This window comes from Elusimicrobiota bacterium (genome assembly GCA_026388155.1).
Classification (GTDB): Bacteria; Elusimicrobiota; Elusimicrobia; order Elusimicrobiales; family UBA9959; genus UBA9634.
Window position 1 is genome coordinate 46,918 of sequence record JAPLKI010000013.1, and the last position, 16,189, is coordinate 63,106.

At 54.9% G+C, this 16,189-nt stretch carries 15 protein-coding genes; 8 read left to right on the forward strand and 7 right to left on the reverse strand.

Translation table 11 applies throughout. The annotated features are described in order from the left end of the window. Window positions 1-121 precede the first annotated feature (121 nt). Together NTX59_04860 and NTX59_04865 are read right to left on the reverse strand one after the other, a co-directional pair. On the reverse strand, window positions 122-367 hold the full coding sequence (locus tag NTX59_04860) for a hypothetical protein (protein MCX5784996.1): 246 nt from the start codon (window positions 365-367) through the stop codon (window positions 122-124). Continuing rightward, complete coding sequence (locus NTX59_04865) at window positions 364-1,716, reverse strand: hypothetical protein (protein ID MCX5784997.1); 1,353 nt, start codon at window positions 1,714-1,716, stop codon at window positions 364-366. The genes NTX59_04860 and NTX59_04865 overlap by 4 nt, the downstream gene beginning before the upstream one ends. Window positions 1,717-2,241: 525 nt before the next feature. Between NTX59_04865 and NTX59_04870 the strand changes: the two genes are divergently transcribed. Further along, window positions 2,242-2,976 carry a hypothetical protein gene (locus tag NTX59_04870; GenBank protein MCX5784998.1) on the forward strand — a complete coding sequence of 245 codons (735 nt, stop codon included), beginning with the start codon at window positions 2,242-2,244 and terminating at the stop codon, window positions 2,974-2,976. A gap of 87 nt (window positions 2,977-3,063) precedes the next feature. Here NTX59_04870 and NTX59_04875 read toward each other — a convergent pair whose 3' ends face one another. Both NTX59_04875 and NTX59_04880 read right to left on the reverse strand, forming a co-directional pair. After that, the gene (locus NTX59_04875) at window positions 3,064-3,723 is read right to left on the reverse strand and encodes a hypothetical protein (protein MCX5784999.1); all 660 of its coding nucleotides are present in this window, start codon (window positions 3,721-3,723) and stop codon (window positions 3,064-3,066) included. Window positions 3,724-3,861: 138 nt separating this feature from the next. Further along, window positions 3,862-5,004 carry a hypothetical protein gene (locus NTX59_04880; GenBank protein ID MCX5785000.1) on the reverse strand — a complete coding sequence of 381 codons (1,143 nt, stop codon included), beginning with the start codon at window positions 5,002-5,004 and terminating at the stop codon, window positions 3,862-3,864. A 217-nt stretch (window positions 5,005-5,221) separates the two neighbouring features. Here NTX59_04880 and NTX59_04885 point away from each other — a divergent pair, with 217 nt between their 5' ends. The 5 genes from NTX59_04885 to NTX59_04905 all read left to right on the forward strand — a co-directional run bounded on the left by NTX59_04885 (window position 5,222) and on the right by NTX59_04905 (window position 11,011). Further along, the gene (locus NTX59_04885) at window positions 5,222-6,073 is read left to right on the forward strand and encodes a TatD family hydrolase (GenBank protein ID MCX5785001.1); all 852 of its coding nucleotides are present in this window, start codon (window positions 5,222-5,224) and stop codon (window positions 6,071-6,073) included. A 35-nt stretch (window positions 6,074-6,108) separates the two neighbouring features. Further along, window positions 6,109-6,867, forward strand: coding sequence for a tRNA threonylcarbamoyladenosine dehydratase (locus tag NTX59_04890; protein MCX5785002.1), 759 nt, complete (start codon window positions 6,109-6,111; stop codon window positions 6,865-6,867). 280 nt (window positions 6,868-7,147) lie between these two features. Then, the gene (locus tag NTX59_04895) at window positions 7,148-8,536 is read left to right on the forward strand and encodes a clostripain-related cysteine peptidase (protein ID MCX5785003.1); all 1,389 of its coding nucleotides are present in this window, start codon (window positions 7,148-7,150) and stop codon (window positions 8,534-8,536) included. A gap of 8 nt (window positions 8,537-8,544) precedes the next feature. Further along, on the forward strand, window positions 8,545-10,431 hold the full coding sequence (locus NTX59_04900) for a hypothetical protein (GenBank protein ID MCX5785004.1): 1,887 nt from the start codon (window positions 8,545-8,547) through the stop codon (window positions 10,429-10,431). A 10-nt stretch (window positions 10,432-10,441) separates the two neighbouring features. Then, window positions 10,442-11,011 (forward strand): hypothetical protein, encoded by a 570-nt coding sequence (locus NTX59_04905; protein MCX5785005.1) that lies wholly within the window; start codon window positions 10,442-10,444, stop codon window positions 11,009-11,011. Window positions 11,012-11,063: 52 nt separating this feature from the next. On the opposite strand, the gene NTX59_04910 is transcribed toward NTX59_04905, so the two are convergent. The 3 genes from NTX59_04910 to NTX59_04920 are packed head-to-tail and all read right to left on the reverse strand — an operon-like array spanning window position 11,064 to window position 14,637. Continuing rightward, window positions 11,064-11,945 (reverse strand): glycerophosphodiester phosphodiesterase, encoded by an 882-nt coding sequence (locus tag NTX59_04910; protein MCX5785006.1) that lies wholly within the window; start codon window positions 11,943-11,945, stop codon window positions 11,064-11,066. Between the two features lie 32 nt (window positions 11,946-11,977). Next, the gene (pgtP, locus tag NTX59_04915) at window positions 11,978-13,366 is read right to left on the reverse strand and encodes a phosphoglycerate transporter protein PgtP (GenBank protein ID MCX5785007.1); all 1,389 of its coding nucleotides are present in this window, start codon (window positions 13,364-13,366) and stop codon (window positions 11,978-11,980) included. Between the two features lie 8 nt (window positions 13,367-13,374). Beyond that, the gene (locus NTX59_04920; protein MCX5785008.1) at window positions 13,375-14,637 is read right to left on the reverse strand and encodes an NCS2 family nucleobase:cation symporter; all 1,263 of its coding nucleotides are present in this window, start codon (window positions 14,635-14,637) and stop codon (window positions 13,375-13,377) included. Between the two features lie 148 nt (window positions 14,638-14,785). On the opposite strand from NTX59_04920, the gene NTX59_04925 reads away from it, so the two are divergent. Both NTX59_04925 and NTX59_04930 read left to right on the forward strand, forming a co-directional pair. Then, entirely contained in the window at window positions 14,786-15,133 is a 348-nt protein-coding gene (locus NTX59_04925; protein ID MCX5785009.1) for a hypothetical protein, read from the forward strand. Window positions 15,134-15,322: 189 nt separating this feature from the next. Next, the gene (locus NTX59_04930; protein ID MCX5785010.1) at window positions 15,323-16,120 is read left to right on the forward strand and encodes a hypothetical protein; all 798 of its coding nucleotides are present in this window, start codon (window positions 15,323-15,325) and stop codon (window positions 16,118-16,120) included. Window positions 16,121-16,189: the final 69 nt, after the last annotated feature.

Genomic DNA, 16,189 nt, shown 5'->3' on the forward strand with positions numbered 1-16,189 from the left:
TGAAGGCCATAGGCCCCTTGGTAGACGACCCCTTCCCAACTGCTTAAGGGACACCGCATGGCGGTTTCCCCTCCTACGCATGTATTGAATTCTTCCATTAATACAAACCCGGCCGTCTTGTTCAGATTTTGCCGAGGTAGTTCAGCAGGAAGACGCCGCATAGGATCACGGCACAGACGCCGGCCGCCAAAAGGAAGTTGCCGAGAAGCCGCGCGGCTTTATGTCCGGAGGAGCGCTGCGGCGCTTCGGCTCCTTCAGGCGGGATGACGGGTTTAAACTTGCGGCGCAGCAGAATGCCGATCACGATTAACGCGAAAGGGCTGGCGCACAACAGGGCCGTCTCTATAAGATAATAAGCGTCGGTCATGGTACTTTCACCTCTGCGCCGTTAAGATAGCAGGCTTTTTTGGAAAGCACATAGCCCGGAGTTGTTGCTTCCTGGTTGCCCAGGATGGTGGTAATTACCGGCAGGCGGCCAGGCACCAGGCCGAAAGTGCGGTTGCCGCATACCACGGAGCCGCGCAGTTTCACGCTGGTGTCGCGGGCCAGGTCCTGGTTCCACACCTTTTCCCACGTTTTGCGCGCCTCATCGGCGCTTTGGCCGTGCAGGCGCTCCTGAAAGTAAGGCAAGCTGAAATATAGCAGGCGCCGCATGCCGATAGAGAGGCCGAAAAGAGGATTTATGCTTGGCTTCTCTCCTATGGAAGCGGTATTGCAGCCTTCAAACTGCACTAGGCCCCCGGCGGACATTTTACCTTTGAGAATTTCCGGAGTGTTGTCGGAGTCCAGTTCAAAACTGCCCACTGTCTGCAAGCCCGGCGCGCCATGGCCGTAGAAGATAACCTTGTTTATTGAACCGTCCGGCAACTTGCGTATGGCGGCGGAGGCTTCGCCGCCCTGGCGGAAGGTTTGGGGCGTTGAGTTTCCGTTAATATATACCGTAACGCCATAGGCGTCGGAGGTAAGGCCGGAAGACTTGTTTTCTTTAGCGGCTGACTTTGTTCCGTCCGGGGCCGCTATTTTCGGCATGGCGAAAGCGGCCTTGCCCGCTTTAACCGTCGGCGCAGCCGGCCTTTCCGACGCGCTGGCGCGGGCGGCTCCGGAAACCACGGGCTCGCCTCCGGTTATGCTGCCCCCGTCGTATAATTTGGTCAGATTCTCATTGCTAAGCGCCGAAGCGCCGGCCGAAGTCAAATTATTAAGCGTTTCGCCGTGGCCGCCCGCGCCCGGTTGGTTTTGTGCGGCGCTGTCCGCGCCGGATGAAATTTTGAAGGCTTTAAGGGCGGCTATTGTTTCGTCCAGCAGGTAAGGCGTCAAAGCGCGGGTGTCGTTCTCGTCAAGGCCGGCGCGTGAGGCTTTATCAGTAAGCGCGCGCGTGACGGTCAGTTTGCGCTTAAGGGCGGCGGCTTTTTCTTCGCCAAGCCAGATGGTCACTAATCTTATTTTGTCTTCCTTAACGCCGTAAATATGGAGGCGTAGCCGCTCCATGTCCCATTTTTCCATGGCCTTGGCGTAAAAGCTTCGTATCTGCCCGTTCCGGATGCGGGAGTCTTCCTTTACGGCCAGCAGTTCGTACTCCCGGTCTTTCTGCGGGAGGGCGGCCCAGTTCTCTTCGGTCTGGCGGCTTGTTTCCTGAAAGTATTTGAATTCAAGCGTGTAGTCAGGGGCTCCCCAGGGCACGTTTTCCTGCGCGGCGGCAGGGAGAGCCGTTAGCATAAGTAAGAGCAAAGCGCTGAATACTTTATACAAGTTCATAAAACTATAGTGTCCACCCGTAAAACTTTCCGCAACGACCCCGCCAGTATAGTATATGCCATTATACCGGCTTGTCAAGGGCGGGCCGGCAAAGCCGCCAATCACAAGTGCACACGACACAAGTCTCAAGCGGGGGATTCCCGCATTTTGTTTTATTGCGCCGCGCAGTTTCACACTATTGTCACGGGCACCTCTTCTTTTATCCTTCAGCTCTCAGTCTTCACCTGGGCCTTTAGGGTATTTAGCATAGGTCTTTTGCCTGAAAAATATTGGCCTTTAGTCTCTTCAGGCGGACACTTAATCAATGGTACGATTTAAGGTAGTAGTGAGAAATAATAACGGAGGGTATGAATGAAAAAGTTTGGCAAAAGCGCATTTGTGCTGGCGGTAACGCTGGTGTCTTATGCGGGTTTCGTTTCAGCGCAAGTAGTTTCCTTTGATACCGCCGGCGGCAATGCCGGTGATCTCAAAGCATTAGTGGATAACATGAAATTTGGCGGTGGCCCCGGCGGTCACGGCGGCCCCGGCGATCACAATGGCCCCGGTCCCCAGCCCGGCCCTGGCGGTCATGGCGATCACAATGGCCCTGGCCCGCAGCCCGGTCCGTGGCATCCGCAGCCCGGTCCTCAGCCTGGCCCATGGAATCCGCAGCCCGGCCCGCATCCTGATCCGTGGCATCCCGGTCCCCAGCCCGGCCCGTGGCATCCTGGTCCTCAGCCCGGCCCATGGCATCCCGGTCCTCAGCCCGACCCATGGCATCCCGGCCCTCAGCCCGGTCCATGGCATCCGCAACCCGGTCCCCAGCCTGGTCCGTGGCATCCCGGCCCCCAGCCCGGCCAATGGCATCCGCATCACAATGGTCATCCCGACTGGGACCATAATGACTGGAACCACAATGGCTGGCAGCACCCGGATCCCGCCTACAATGACTGGTGGAACAATTACAACGCGTGGTGGGCGAATTACAATCATCCTTACTCACAGTTCCATACCGTCTGCACAGTAATCCCCGGCTCTTCGGCCAAAGGCTTTATAATAGATCAAACCATGCCGTTCAACGGCACGGCGAGCTTCTATTATTATGACGCCTTTGAGAATATGGTCGCCGTCAGCAACCCGGTGAACGGCGTCTATCGCGGCGGTGACGGAACCCCCGTGTTCGACTTCTACAATATTCCGTCCCAGGCTGATCACTGTTTCTTCTCGGTGGTCCAGCATTAAACGGCAGTTTATGTAAAAACAAGCGCCCCGCAATTCGCGGGGCGCTTGTTTTTTGGACGAATTTCGCAGTAAGCCTACAGCCTCCGTCTATTCGGTTTTCCTGTATATGGTTTTTATGCAGTCCAGATATGATTTTTGCTTTTCAGGAGTGAATTTGGCGTAAGTCAGTTCTACCGCGCGGCCGGCGCCGAACATTGCGTGGTCTATGGGGAACAGATGAACGCTTTCGGGCGGCAGGAATTCTTTTTTGATCTCCATGCGCAGGCCCCAGCCGGCCAGGAAAGTAAGGCAGTACACCCATTTTCCGGTGGCGGCATTGTAAACCTTAAGCACGGGGCCGGGATTTTTCGCCGTGTTGGATTTCATTTCCCAGGTTTGGCCGGGCAGGTCGCCGGCAGCGGCCAGCACATCCTGCCAAAAAGCTTTAAAAGCTTCGCCCGAAGCCGGATAGCGCACGGCGATGTGATGCAGAAATTTGTCAAATTCGGCGCGGATAAAGGCGGGGTCGGGCGGGGCTTTTAGTTTGCCTCGGTCTTCTCCTTCCTGTTTAATGAGGGCTGTAAGCGGGGCCAACTCGGCAGTTTCAGTTTCCGATGCGGGGGCCAGATACTGGGCGCGGAATGTTATGCGCTCGCCTGACAAGGGCTGTATGGTGATGTTCTCTCCGGCGGTTTTTACAACCACGCCGAGAGCGTTGTTTATGGTATTGCGCACAGGCGCGTAAAGCTCAAATTTAGGTGTTTCCATTGCATAATAATAATACTATTTTGGCCGTTTTAGAACCATATTCATAATACGGATCGCCTAAGCCTTCACAAAACTGAATTCAAAGAAAACACCCCGCGCCTTTTAAAGGACGCGGGGTGTTTTTTGTATTACGCCCGGTTACTTAATTTCAAATGTCTCTATCACATCCGCGGACGCGCCTGAGGAAAGCGGGCCCTGGCGCGAGAATGTTATTGTAACCATGTATTTGCCCGGCTTGGGCTTATCCATCAGTTTGAGCTGGTAGGATCCGGCCACTGAGAAAGTTCCCGTGACCTTAAACTGAGTAAACGAGTCCAGCACATCCTGAACTGGCATGTCGGGGGTTATTTCCGGTATGCGCATGCCGTCCGCTGTAATGGTTATCTGCTCGCCCTGGAAATACTGGGCGCGCGCGTCATTAAGCGTAAGACGCACGCCGTCCTGGGCGCTTACAACGGATGCCACGGAAAGTTCCTTTGAATCCGGCTGGGCCGGCTTCTTCGCGCCCGGGGTCAGCGTGAATTCCGTATACGAACCGAAGCCCAGGAAGCCGTTATGGTCCTGCGACGATACGGTGTACTGGTAGAGCATGCCGTCCGTGTCCACGCGGGCGGAAGAGCCTGAATCTGCGCAAACCTTGAGGGATTCTTTTTCCCAGGATTCCAGCTGGCGGGTGCCGATGTTCACGGTTACCTTGCGGCTGAAATAATTGCCGGTGGGCCTGCAGTACTGTGTGCCGGTGTTGTCCGTGTAGCAGTCAAAGCTCATCTCCTCGCCGCCGACGGTATCGGTGCGCGTGTTGGGAGTTTGCGCGGTGAATTCCCAGGTGACGCAGTTCATGTCCGGGTAGACCGGGGAATAGGGCTGGTCGTGATGATTATTATCAGGATAGCCGGGTTGCGGATGCCATGGGCCGGGCTGAGGGCCGGGGCCATTATGATGACCGGGACCGCCGGGGCCGTTGTCGTGCCCATGGTTATCTGGGAACTGGCCGTTGTGCCCCGGGTCAATATGTCCGGGCTGGGGCTGGCCATGGTTGCCCGGGAGGTTGTCATGCCCGTGATTATCGGGTAGCTGGCCATTGTGCCCAGGGTCAACATGCCCTGGCTGGCCGGGCTGGGGGATACCGTCATGGTGCTGGCCGCCGGGGCCGGCGAAGGCTTTCAATGCTTCAAGCGTAGTATCACTGCCGCTGCCTGTATCAAAGGTCGCATCAGTTGCGTAGGCTTTGGCGGAAAATGAGACGGCCGCCGCTAAAACCAGAGTTACGTATTTTGTCATTTTGCCGTTTCCTCCTGAATATACCGTCCTGTCGTGCGTTCGAAAAACTTTCTGTCCCGCTACACTTCAAGTTTAGTCAAATTTTCGGTTTTGAGATAGAGGCGATAGGCCTAATCTTTCAAAGTTTATGGACCTATATGCGTTTGGGCACTTCAGTCGCCCGGAATCAGCGGGTCTGAGTTTGCCAGCCGCGGGGATTATCATGTAAACTTTACCAATGGCCAGATTCTTTGACGCGCATAATCACATACAGAACTATGCCGGTCCGGTAGAAGATGCGGCAGCCCTGCTCAAAGCCGACGCCGCGGGCGTGGAACTTATGCTCTGCAACAGCACTTCACCTTTGGACTGGCAAAAAGTTATGGGGCTTGCCGTCGCGTATAAAAGCATTGTGCCCTGTTTCGGCCTGCACCCCTGGTTTATCAGGGAAGACGAGCCTGGCTGGCTCCATAACCTTGAGAGTTTTTTGCTGCACCACGCGTCTTCCTGCGTGGGGGAAATAGGTTTGGACGCCGCGAAAAGGGTCGAAGAGGATGAAGAGGTCGAAGAGGCCGAAGAGCCCAATATCACCTTGCAGGAGGGGGTTTTTGCGGCCCAACTGAGATTGGCCAAAATGCTGCAGCGGCCGGCCTGTGTGCATTGTGTGAAGGCCTGGGGCAGGATGATGAAAATAATAAGAACGGAGCGGCCCGGCGCTTTCATGTTCCATTCCTACGGCGGTCCGGCCGAAATGGTGGAAGAGTTCGCCGCATTGGGCGCTTATTTTTCCTTCAGTGCCTCCATAATGAATCCGAGAAGGGAAAAGTTGCGGGAGGCGCTTCGGGCCGTGCCTCCCGAACGCCTGTTGTTTGAGACCGACGCGCCAAAGTCAGACATTACGGGCCTGCGCTTAGACCTCTGGGGCCTGCCCCAGGTCGTTTCCGCCGCCGCGGTGATATTGGACCGGTCCGGGGAAAGTCTCGCAGAACTTTCCTGGGCCAACGGAATTAAATTTTTAGGGAATATCACCCCGGAAATTTTCAGGGAATATCGCCCCGGTACGAAAATAAAAAAATTCCGCCGCCCCTGATCGCTATTTGCCATTCGCTATTCGCTTCTTTTACTATGCCCGAAGACAGGCTGGCGCGCATACGATTAATGGTGGGAGGAGCAGGCGTTGAACGCCTGAAAGCCTCTTTTGTCGTGGTGGCCGGGCTTGGCGCGGTGGGCAGTTATGCCGTGGAGGGTCTGGCCAGGGTGGGCGTTGGCCGCCTGCGGCTGGTGGACTTTGATATCATAAAAGCCAGCAATATTAACCGCCAGCTTTACGCTCTGGGCTCGACCATCGGCAAGCATAAGGCCGATATAGCCGCCGCCCGGGTGCTTGACATTAATCCTGATTGCCGCGTGGAGCCGCTCAAAATTTTCGCCGCAGCCGAGAGTTTTGGCGCCATACTTGCGGACGCCCCTGACATGGTGATAGACGCCATAGACGCCATGGGCCCTAAAACCGAGCTTATAGCGGAAACACAAAAAAGAGGGCTGCGGCTTATCTCCTGTATGGGCGCGGCCCTGCGCACCGACCCTTCCGCCATCCGCGTAGGTCCTTTCTCCGAAGCTCGCGGCTGCCCGCTTGCGACCCGGCTCCGGTACTGGCTCAGGAAAAAGAACTCTCCCGCGCAGTTCACCTGTGTTTACTCCACTGAGCCTTTGGGCCGGCTGCGTCTGGACGCCCGTCAGGCCGCCGGGGCTGAAAAAGATTACTACGACCGCGGCCGCCAGCGGGCCGCTTTGGGCAGTCTGCCCACCGTTACGGGTATTTTCGGCCTTACTATAGCCAATACCGTCATACAAACGCTGCTTTCCGGAACAAAACCGAGATAAACCTTCAATTGCTGGTCGCAGGCAACAGGTTACGGTGAAACACATCGTTTAAGGATCTTACCTTAAGCTGCTTGTAACCTGTGCTCTTGTGACTTGTGACGGGCGGCTTTGCCGCTCTTCCCCCTTGACAAGTCAAGATATACTGCTATACTATTTATTGGACGCCGTCGATGAACAAGAAACAATTTTTGCGGGTATAGGTCTAAAGGCCTATTGTCCCATGGGGCTTAAGACCTTTGATAAAAGTCAAGCTATGTGCAAGAATATCCTAGAGGAAGTTATGAAAAAGAATATCCTTTTAGCATTGGCGGTCGTGGCGGCTCTGGCTCTGGGCCTTGGGGCGCAGGATATTTCTTTTGATAAGCTTTACAGCGGCGGGACCGGTTTAAGCGCGGCTCCTGTATCCATGCCGGTTCCTGTTGCGGCGGCCGCGGCTGAGGCTCCGGCGCCGGCAACAGCCCCCGCCGAGCGCGAATGGCTGGTGCTGGTTTTCATAAACGGCCGCAACAATCTGGCGCCGGCGGCCATAATGGATGTGAACGAAATGGAAACGGTGGGTTCCACGGATAAAGTGGCCGTGACCGCCGAACTCGGAGTGGTTAACGACAGGGGAACTTCCGCCAGGTTCCTTATTGAGAAAGACACAAGGTTCCCTATCGCCAATATGGTGGATGGCGACGACGACCTTACCCATATCATCTCGAACGGGATCAAAGTGCCGAACGCCGACATGGGCAGCTGGAAGCATTTTGCCGATTTCGCAAAGTGGTCCATAAAAAAATACCCGGCCAAAAGGGTGATGGCCGTGCTTTGGAACCACGGTTCGGGCCGCAAAGACATCGGCGGCGCCGACAACAGCGGCGCGGAGCTGGGCATAGCCTATGACGATACCACCAGAAATTTTATCCGCAACAAGCAGATAGCCATGGCGCTGGCCGAAATAGCGCGTTCCACCGGCAAGAAAGTGGACCTCTACGCTTCCGACGCCTGCCTGATGCAGATGGCGAGCGTGGCCTATGAGCTTAAGGATAAAACCGATGTGGTGGTGGGCGCCGAAGAAATAGTGCCCGGCAACGGCTTCCCCTACGACACCATCCTTCAGGCGCTTAACTCAAATCCCGGCGCGGACGCGGAAGGCCTCGGCCGCATTATCGTCGAGAAGTTCCACGATTTTTACGACGCCAATCAGGCCAGCACCCTGAACGCAAACGAAGGCACCACCATTTCCGCCATAAGAACCTCGCAGTTGGACGGTTTTGTGCAGCTTTTAAACGCCTGGGTGAACGAGGCTAAAAAACCGGAGAACGCCGCCGTCTTTAAGCCGGCTATTTCAGGTACTCTCTCTTTTGAGTATAACAACAAGGGCCCTGATGACGGCTACAGCGCCCGCTCAAAAGATCTTTACGATTTTATCAAACAGATAAACGCTAACCCCAAAGTTTCCCCGGCGCTCAAAGCCAAAGGCCAGGCCGTGCAGAGGTTCATCTCGGGCAGCCTGCTTATCGCCAACGCTAACACAGGGCCGAATGGTGATTACACCCGCGCGATGGGGCTGGCCGTTTATTTCCCGCAGATGATATACGACTCCAGTTATGATGAAACCAGATTTGCCGCCGACAGCCTTTGGGACGACTTTATAAAGTTAATGCTCACGAGGCAGCAAAAGTAAGGTTTTTTATGAGACGGAAAACGCTGAAAATAACCCGGTTCCTCGCGCTGGCCGCTTTGGCCGCGGGAACGGGTATTTGCGGCCTGAGCGCCCAGGAACTGACCAAAGAAGAATCTTCCCGGCTTAAGATCTATGAGGCGCAGATAAGCTCCGCCAACCCGGAGGGCGCGGCCAAATTTCTCGCGGACTCCGAGCTGCTGGATAAACTCATTATTTCAGACCCCCGCAAAGCCGCCGACTTACAATCAAAAGCCGGGGCGGTTACGGAGTATGAAAAACTGCTGGGTAAGAACTGGACGGCTGCCCAGGAGCGGAACCTGAGCGAAGCCATAGCCTCCCGCCTGCTGGACCAGTCGCCGCTTGCCAAAGTCGGCCTTGCCCCGGAGCCCGAGAAAACGCTGGACTGGGCGGCCAAATACGAGAAATATGACGCCGGCAAGACCGCTCTGCTGAAAAAATCGCTCAGAAACTGGGATGCGCTGTTCAATGGATATACTTTTTCCCCTCTATATCGCCATGGTTCTTTGGCGGCCTGGGAGGTAAAAAATTCCACCGGCAACTTTTTAATGAACATCGTGAAGAGCGACGCCATTTTTAAGGGAAGCGAAGCCGATATGAAGGCGCTCTGGGAGACGATGACGCTGAAAGAGAGGAATAACTATATGACTCTCAAAGCGGGCCAGGCGCTTGACCGTTTTGTCGGCAGTTCCACCCGCAGCGACCCCGCCTTTGTTTCCTCCATAGGCAACAGCGAGATCCTGGGTTACCTGGACGGCCCGGGCAATGGCCGCCTGCAAAAGTATATCGCCCAGATGAACGCGGTTGAACTTACTAAATCCAGGCTGAAACCGGCCCAGTTGGCGAAACTTCAGGACCAGCCCATAGAGCAGCAGATCTATCTGCTGGGCAACGCTTTTGACAAGAGCGAGATAAAGGGCCCCGTTGCGGCGGAAAGAAAAATCGACAGCTTAAGGCAGTCAAAGCCCGGCGAAACCATATCCCCTCAAAATAACGAGCTGCTGGCCAAAATGCTCGGGCCCTCAATGCTTGCGGAGATAAAAGGAAACGTCGCCGGAGACAAGGTGGCCAAGTTCTACGCTTCGGGCGCAAGGCTCGATATTTCGATAGAGTCCTGCCAGGGCTGCTACGCCAAGTATGACCCGTCCTCGCGCAAGATGATATTTGACTCCGAGCTCATACAACAGTATATGCGGGTCAATAATATTACCGCCGATTCCATGGTAAGCAGCAAGGAACAGCTTGCGGGCCTGAGCAAATACCTTTCACCCATGCTGGTGCATGAGGGCACGCACCAGATGCAGCACGCCTGGGCCGAAAAGGCCCGCGTTTACAAGCCCTATGTGGCGGAAGATGAGGAGGAGGCTGGTTCCATGGAAGCGCTTTACACCATGGGGAAACTTAAGAACGACCCCAAATTCAAAAGCATGATGCTGAAAATGCGCGCTTCTTCCAGCAGCTACGCGGACAAACGGCTGGAGCTTGAAAGGACCTTCAGAAAGAACACCGATGAGTTCGGCGACAAGGTGAATCAGGACTATTATCCCGGTCTGCCCTCGTTCAGCGCGGCTTCCTCGCAAATACTCTCAGCAATATCGGGCGAACTGGAACGAAGGAATGCTCTGGCGCCGGCGGAGCTGGCTGGAATAGAGAACTCCGGCAAAAGCCTTGATGAAGCCAAGGCTATGACCACCCAGGAGCTGGCCGGTTCGGTGGGCGGGATAAAGACCGCCGTTCTTAAAAAGATCCAGGACGATCTTCTGCATAAGAGTTTATACGAGGACCATTATCAAAACGGCAGTGAGTGGACCGGTTCCATGCGGCAGGTGGTTAAAACCACCGCGGCCGCGCCTAAGAGCAAAGTGCCCGCTCTGTGAGGATCGCTATATGTTAAGAATTATCCTTATTCTGCTTATGACCGGAGCCCCGCTTTGGGCCGCAAAACCGGCCGCCGGCGTCCAGGGGAAAGAGTTTAAGGCTTTCTCCATGGACGGCTATTTTTCATGCGAGGTTCCTCAGAAATGGCAGCTGGAGAAAAAAGCCGATCAGGAGAAGATGGGGGTTTTTAAGATAGAGCTTATCGCCCCCGACGCGCAAAAGGTCCCTGTGACCTTATATGTTTCGTACTTTTCCAAAGGCAATAAATACTTCAAGGATTACAAGGACTATGTGGACAGCAATTCACAGGATGAGATGGCCGCGGCGACCGACAAATACAGCCCGGTAACGACCAAAGCCCTGAACAAAAGGAAAGCGTTCGAGTTCGACCGCGAGGAAAAACATTATCTCCATCCCGAAAGCAAGTCGGACGAAAGCGTTATGCTCAGGGAAAAGTTCTATGTCCTGCCGGCTAAAGACGGATTCTTTGTCATGCATTTCTCGGCCCCCAAAGATATTTATTCAAAGCATCTTCCGGTTTTTGAGCGCGTGGCGCGCACCTTCAAGGGCCGTCCCTGAAAAAAGCAATTTCCCAACTTGAGATCCCCGGCCGGGCGGCCGGGGATTTTTATTACCGGAGCTTCTTCGCCTTCAGATAGTCTATGAGATCGCCGGGGTAATCGGTAATTATGCCGTCTACGCCCCAGCTTATGGCGTTCTCTATATCTTTTTTATCGTTCAAGGTCCACGGCACCACCTGTATGCCGTTCTTGTGCAGATACTCCACCACATCTTTGTTTATCCACTTGAACTCCGGGCTGATAATGTCAGCCTGCGAACTTTTGGCGACCGCGACCAGGTCAACAAGCGTCGCTTCTATAAGCTGGGCTATCTTTATTTTAGGTTCCAGCTTTTTAGCCTCAACGAGCGTGCGCCAGTCAAACGATTGGAGTATGACGCGGTCCGTCAGACCGTATTTTTTGACCATGTCAACGAAGAGCTTCGCGAAGACCGCGGGAGGGGGTGACAGCTCAGGCTCCCCCGGAACGAGCTTGGTTTCTATGTTGAACCTTACCCTGGCCGCTGCCGGCTCGGTGGAAGCCAGAACCATCTGGAAAACTTCTTCCAGCGTGGGGATCCTTTCACCGGGGCTGGGCGCCTGGGCGGGGAATCTGGGGTTTTGCAGGGTGCCGCAGTCGTATTTTTTCACTTCCTCAAGGGTAAGCGAAATTATCGGAGCCGGGCTTGCCAGTTTCTTGCCGTCGGGGCCCAGACAGATATCCGGAATTATGGACTTTTCATGCGAAATGACTATAACCCCGTCTTTAGTCACGTTCATGTCCATCTCAAGCACGTCCACGCCTAAGCGCAGGGCTTCCCTGAAGGCGGACAGTGTGTTTTCGGGGCGCGTGCCGCGCGTTCCCCGGTGCCCGTGAACTTCTATCAATTTAGTCCCCTGCGACGCCAGTATACCCGGCGTCAGCAACAGGGCCGTAAAAATAATTTTTTTCATTTGTCCTCCAAAATAAACAAGGAACTCCTCCCCTAGTCGCTATTCGCTATTTGCTTCCCCTGATGATGCACTTTCCAGGTCATGCCCATTAAAATTATGGACATGACGCAGGCGGCTAGCACCAGCTTAAAGCCGCCGTCCCAGCCCCAGCGGTCCACCACCCGGCCTATGCCCAGTTCCGCTATAACCGCTCCGCCCACATAGCCGAAAAAGCCGGTAAACCCGGCCGCCGTACCAGCGGCTTTCTTCGGCACAAGGTCCACCGCGCTTACCCCTATCAGCATGACCGGCCCGTAAACAAGGAAACCTATCAAGAACAATGTTACGGAGTCTATCAGAAAATGTCCGGCCGGATTTTTCCAGTAGATGTAAACCGCCGCCATTACCAGCGCCATGTATATCACGGAGATAGGTCCGCGGCGGCCTCCGAAGAACCTGTCGGAGGCCCAGCCGGCAAGCAGCGTGCCTGGAATGCCGGCGAATTCGTAGATAAAAAACTGCCAGCGCGCCAGACCCGCCGGGCATTGTTTAACGGCGCTTAAATAAGTGGGCGCCCAGTTCAGCACGCCGTAGCGCACCACATAAACGAACACATTGGCCACGGCTATAAGCCAGAGCATTTTATTGTTCAAAACATATTTAACAAGTATTTCTTTGGCGCCCATTTCGCGCTCAGGGTCGGCCACGCCGGTATCGGGGTAATCGTTTTTGTATTCCTCGATGGGTGGCAGGCCCACGGATTGAGGCGTGTCGCGCAGAAAGATGAAGATCATAAGGCCGAGGGCTATTGAAATTGCTGCGGGAACATAGAAAATGACAAAAAAAGGCAGTTTCGCGCCATACGAGCCGCCCACGGCGAATAGGGCGGTCAGTATCAGCACGCCGTTTATTATGGGACCGGCGCTGCCGCCGCCCACATTGTGAGCCGTGTTCCATATGGCGAACCGGGTGCCGCGCTCTGAGTCCGAGAACCAGTGGGTGAGCGTGCGTGCGCACGGGGCCCAACCCATCCCCTGCGCCCAGCCGTTCGCGAACCACAATACGGCCATGGCCCAAAGGGCGGAGGCGAAGCCCGGGAATATGAGGTTTATAAGGCCGGAAAGTATAAGGCCGGTGCCCATGAAGTAGCGGGGGTTGGAACGGTCGGAAACATTGCCCATTACGAATTTGCTTATACCGTAAGCCACGGAAAGGCCGGTGGCTATAAGCCCCACATCCCCCTTGCTGAAACCGTAATTGTTTATAAGATAAGGTTTTGCGAGCGAAAAATTGTTGCGCACCAGATAAAAGCCCGCGTAGCCCCAGAAGATGGATAGCATTACCCGGAAGCGCATGGCCTTATATTTAGGGTCGATCTGTTCTTTTGGGACGCGCTCAATGTGGGCCGCCGGTTTGTAGACGGATAGAAGTTTGTTCAGCATGAGGTTTCTTATTTCTCCCGACCGCCTAAAGAAAGTATCCAGTTCATCGCCACGGCAAGCACTGTGCCGAAGGCTATGCCTGCGATGTTTACCGGGCCGACGGTAAAGCCTTTAACGCCAAGCCCGGTGGAAATTATCAGGGAGGAACCGGCTATAATAAGGTTCTTGTGCGAGCAGAAGTCCACGCCGGCGTCCAGCCAGATCTTTACGCCCATGAGCGCTATCAGCCCGTAAAGGATGACGGTTACGCCGCCGAGCACAGGGTTCGGAATGGATTGTATGACCGCGCCGAATTTGGGGCAAAGGCCCAGCAGCAGAGCTATGCAGGCGGCCGCCACGAAGTTGTAAACGCTGAATACGCGGGTGATGGCCATTACGCCCATGTTTTCGGCGTAGGTGGTCTGGGGGGTGCCGCCGCCCATGGCGGAGACGAAACTTGCCACGGCGTCGCCCATGTAGGCGCGGCCGAGGTAAGGGTTCAGGTCGCGCTTCATGAAACCGGAGATGGCCTGTATGTGTCCTTTATTTTCGGCCACCAGCACAACAAATATGGGGGCTATAACAAGAAAAGCCTTAACGCTTACGCGCGGGGTTATGAAGGGCGGCAGGCCCAGCCAGGGAGCGGTTTTTATGGCTTCTATGTGTACCGGATCTATTATGCCGAAGGCCAAAGATAATATGTAGCCTATCACCACGCCGGTCAGTATTGGAAGAAGGCGCATAAAGCCTTTAAGGTAAATTGAAACCGAGGCGGCTACGGTGAAGGTGACTAAGGCGGTGAAGAGTTTCAGAGCGTCTTCGTGCGTGGCAAGGCGGAAATCCGCGTTGCAGAAATTTGCTACGGCCGAAGAGGAAAGGTTCAGACCGATGAGGGCGACTACGGCGCCTGTGACGACCGGGGGCATTAAGCGGTCCACCCATTTTGAGCCGCGGCGCATGGTTACGAGCGCGGCTATTGCGTAAATGACGGCCGCGCCGGCTATACCGAACAGCGCGTCGGGTATGTTCTGGGCGAAGCCGCCCGTAACCGCAAGCACCGGCCCGATGAAAGCAAAGCTGGAACCGAGGTAGCTCGGCACTTTAAATCCGGTTATAAGAATGAACAAGAGCGTGCCTATGCCTGAGAAGAAAATGGCGGTTTGCGGGTTGAACCCCATGAGTATAGGCGCAAGTACCGTGGCGCCGAACATGGCCACCACATGCTGCATGCCCATGGGAATAAGCCGCCCAAGCGGCAGTTTATCTTCAGGGTAATAAATTCTGTCCTGCATTTTTCCTCCTGTGTGTCAGATAAAATAATAATATTAATAAAGTCAAAGGTAAAGGGGAAGATACAGGGTGTCTTTTTCTACGACACCGTTGAATAGAGGTGCAACTTTATATTACTATGTTGTAACTGTGTAATGTGCTCAACTATGTATGCGCAACTGTGATTTAAAAAAATATTTATTATTTGCCGTTCTTGCTTTCTGGTGCGCCGGCCCGGCGGCCGCGTCGCTTACGTCCGGCGACAAGGAACTTGTCCGGCTGACGAAAGACTCTCCCTCCGCGCTGACATCCGGCGATAAATCCCTGTTTATCTCCAACGAGCCGACGCTTGCCGCGGAACTCTCCTCCGGCACGGCTAAAACGGCGAAGATCGGGTTTTACAGCGGCCTGGCGAAAGAGCAGTGGGCGTGGCTGGCTCCAGAATTTGACGCGTGGCGGTATAAAGGTCAGTTAATAGGCATTTCTACGGGTATGCCCGCGCCGTTGCTGTTCAACTAGGCTATCTCGCCTGATACCCTGTCCGAGCTGCACGTTTCCCGAATAAGCGACCGCACCGGGCAAAACCCGAACGAAAATGTTGCGTTTTCAACGACCTCTTTTGACTGGATAAACAACCGGCTGGATATCCTGCCGTCCACCGGTTCCTGGGAGTATAACTCAATATACAGCGTAATTCTGGGTACGGGCGTGTTGAGCGAAGACGGCGTTCCGGTGAATTCGCTTGATTTTAATTTTGAGACCCAGTTCAAATACGACCAGGGCAATGTGGTCAGGCCGATACAGGGCAACGACACCTCGGTTGAGATAGTGCAGAACGTGTTTTCGAAGGACGGCTACATCAGGGTGGACACCGCCCCGGTCTACGCGCTTTTGGCCTCGGCCAACTCGGATTTTCAAAGCGAGTATTCAGGCGGCCAGACCGGAAGCCCCACCGAGATAGACTATTGCAACAACACCAGTTCCCCTGATAAGTGCATCCCGGAGACCATTGTGTTTCCCTACGGCACAATGCTTATAACGCTGCCGTATAACCCGGCCGTTATCACGAACCCGAGAATTTATGTATTAAACGAGACCACGGCCAAATGGGAGCCGCTGCCCACTGCCGAAAAGACCGCTAACACCATATCGGCATATGCCCCGCATTTCAGTTTCTTTGTGGTTGGCGGGGCGGTAATAACAAGCCTGAGCCAGGCGAAGGTATATCCGTCGCCATTCCGTCCGAACGGCCCGAACGCAGGCACAGGCGCCGGTAAAACCGGCACCGACGCGGGCGGTATAACGTTCGTGGTCCCGAACGGGAGCAGTGTTAAGATCTATACCGCGCGAGGGGAGCTTGTAGCCGAAGCCTCAAACCCGTCCGGCGGCTCAATAAACTGGGATACGCGCACCAAGAGCGGCAACAAAGCGGCCAGCGGCGTGTATCTATATATTATAAACAGCCCGGTGGGCAGGCAGACCGGTAAGCTGGCGATAATCAGGTAAGGGAACAGGGAGGGTAACCGGTAATCAGTGGCCGGTAACCGGTGGAAAATGGAAGGGAGAAAAATGCAG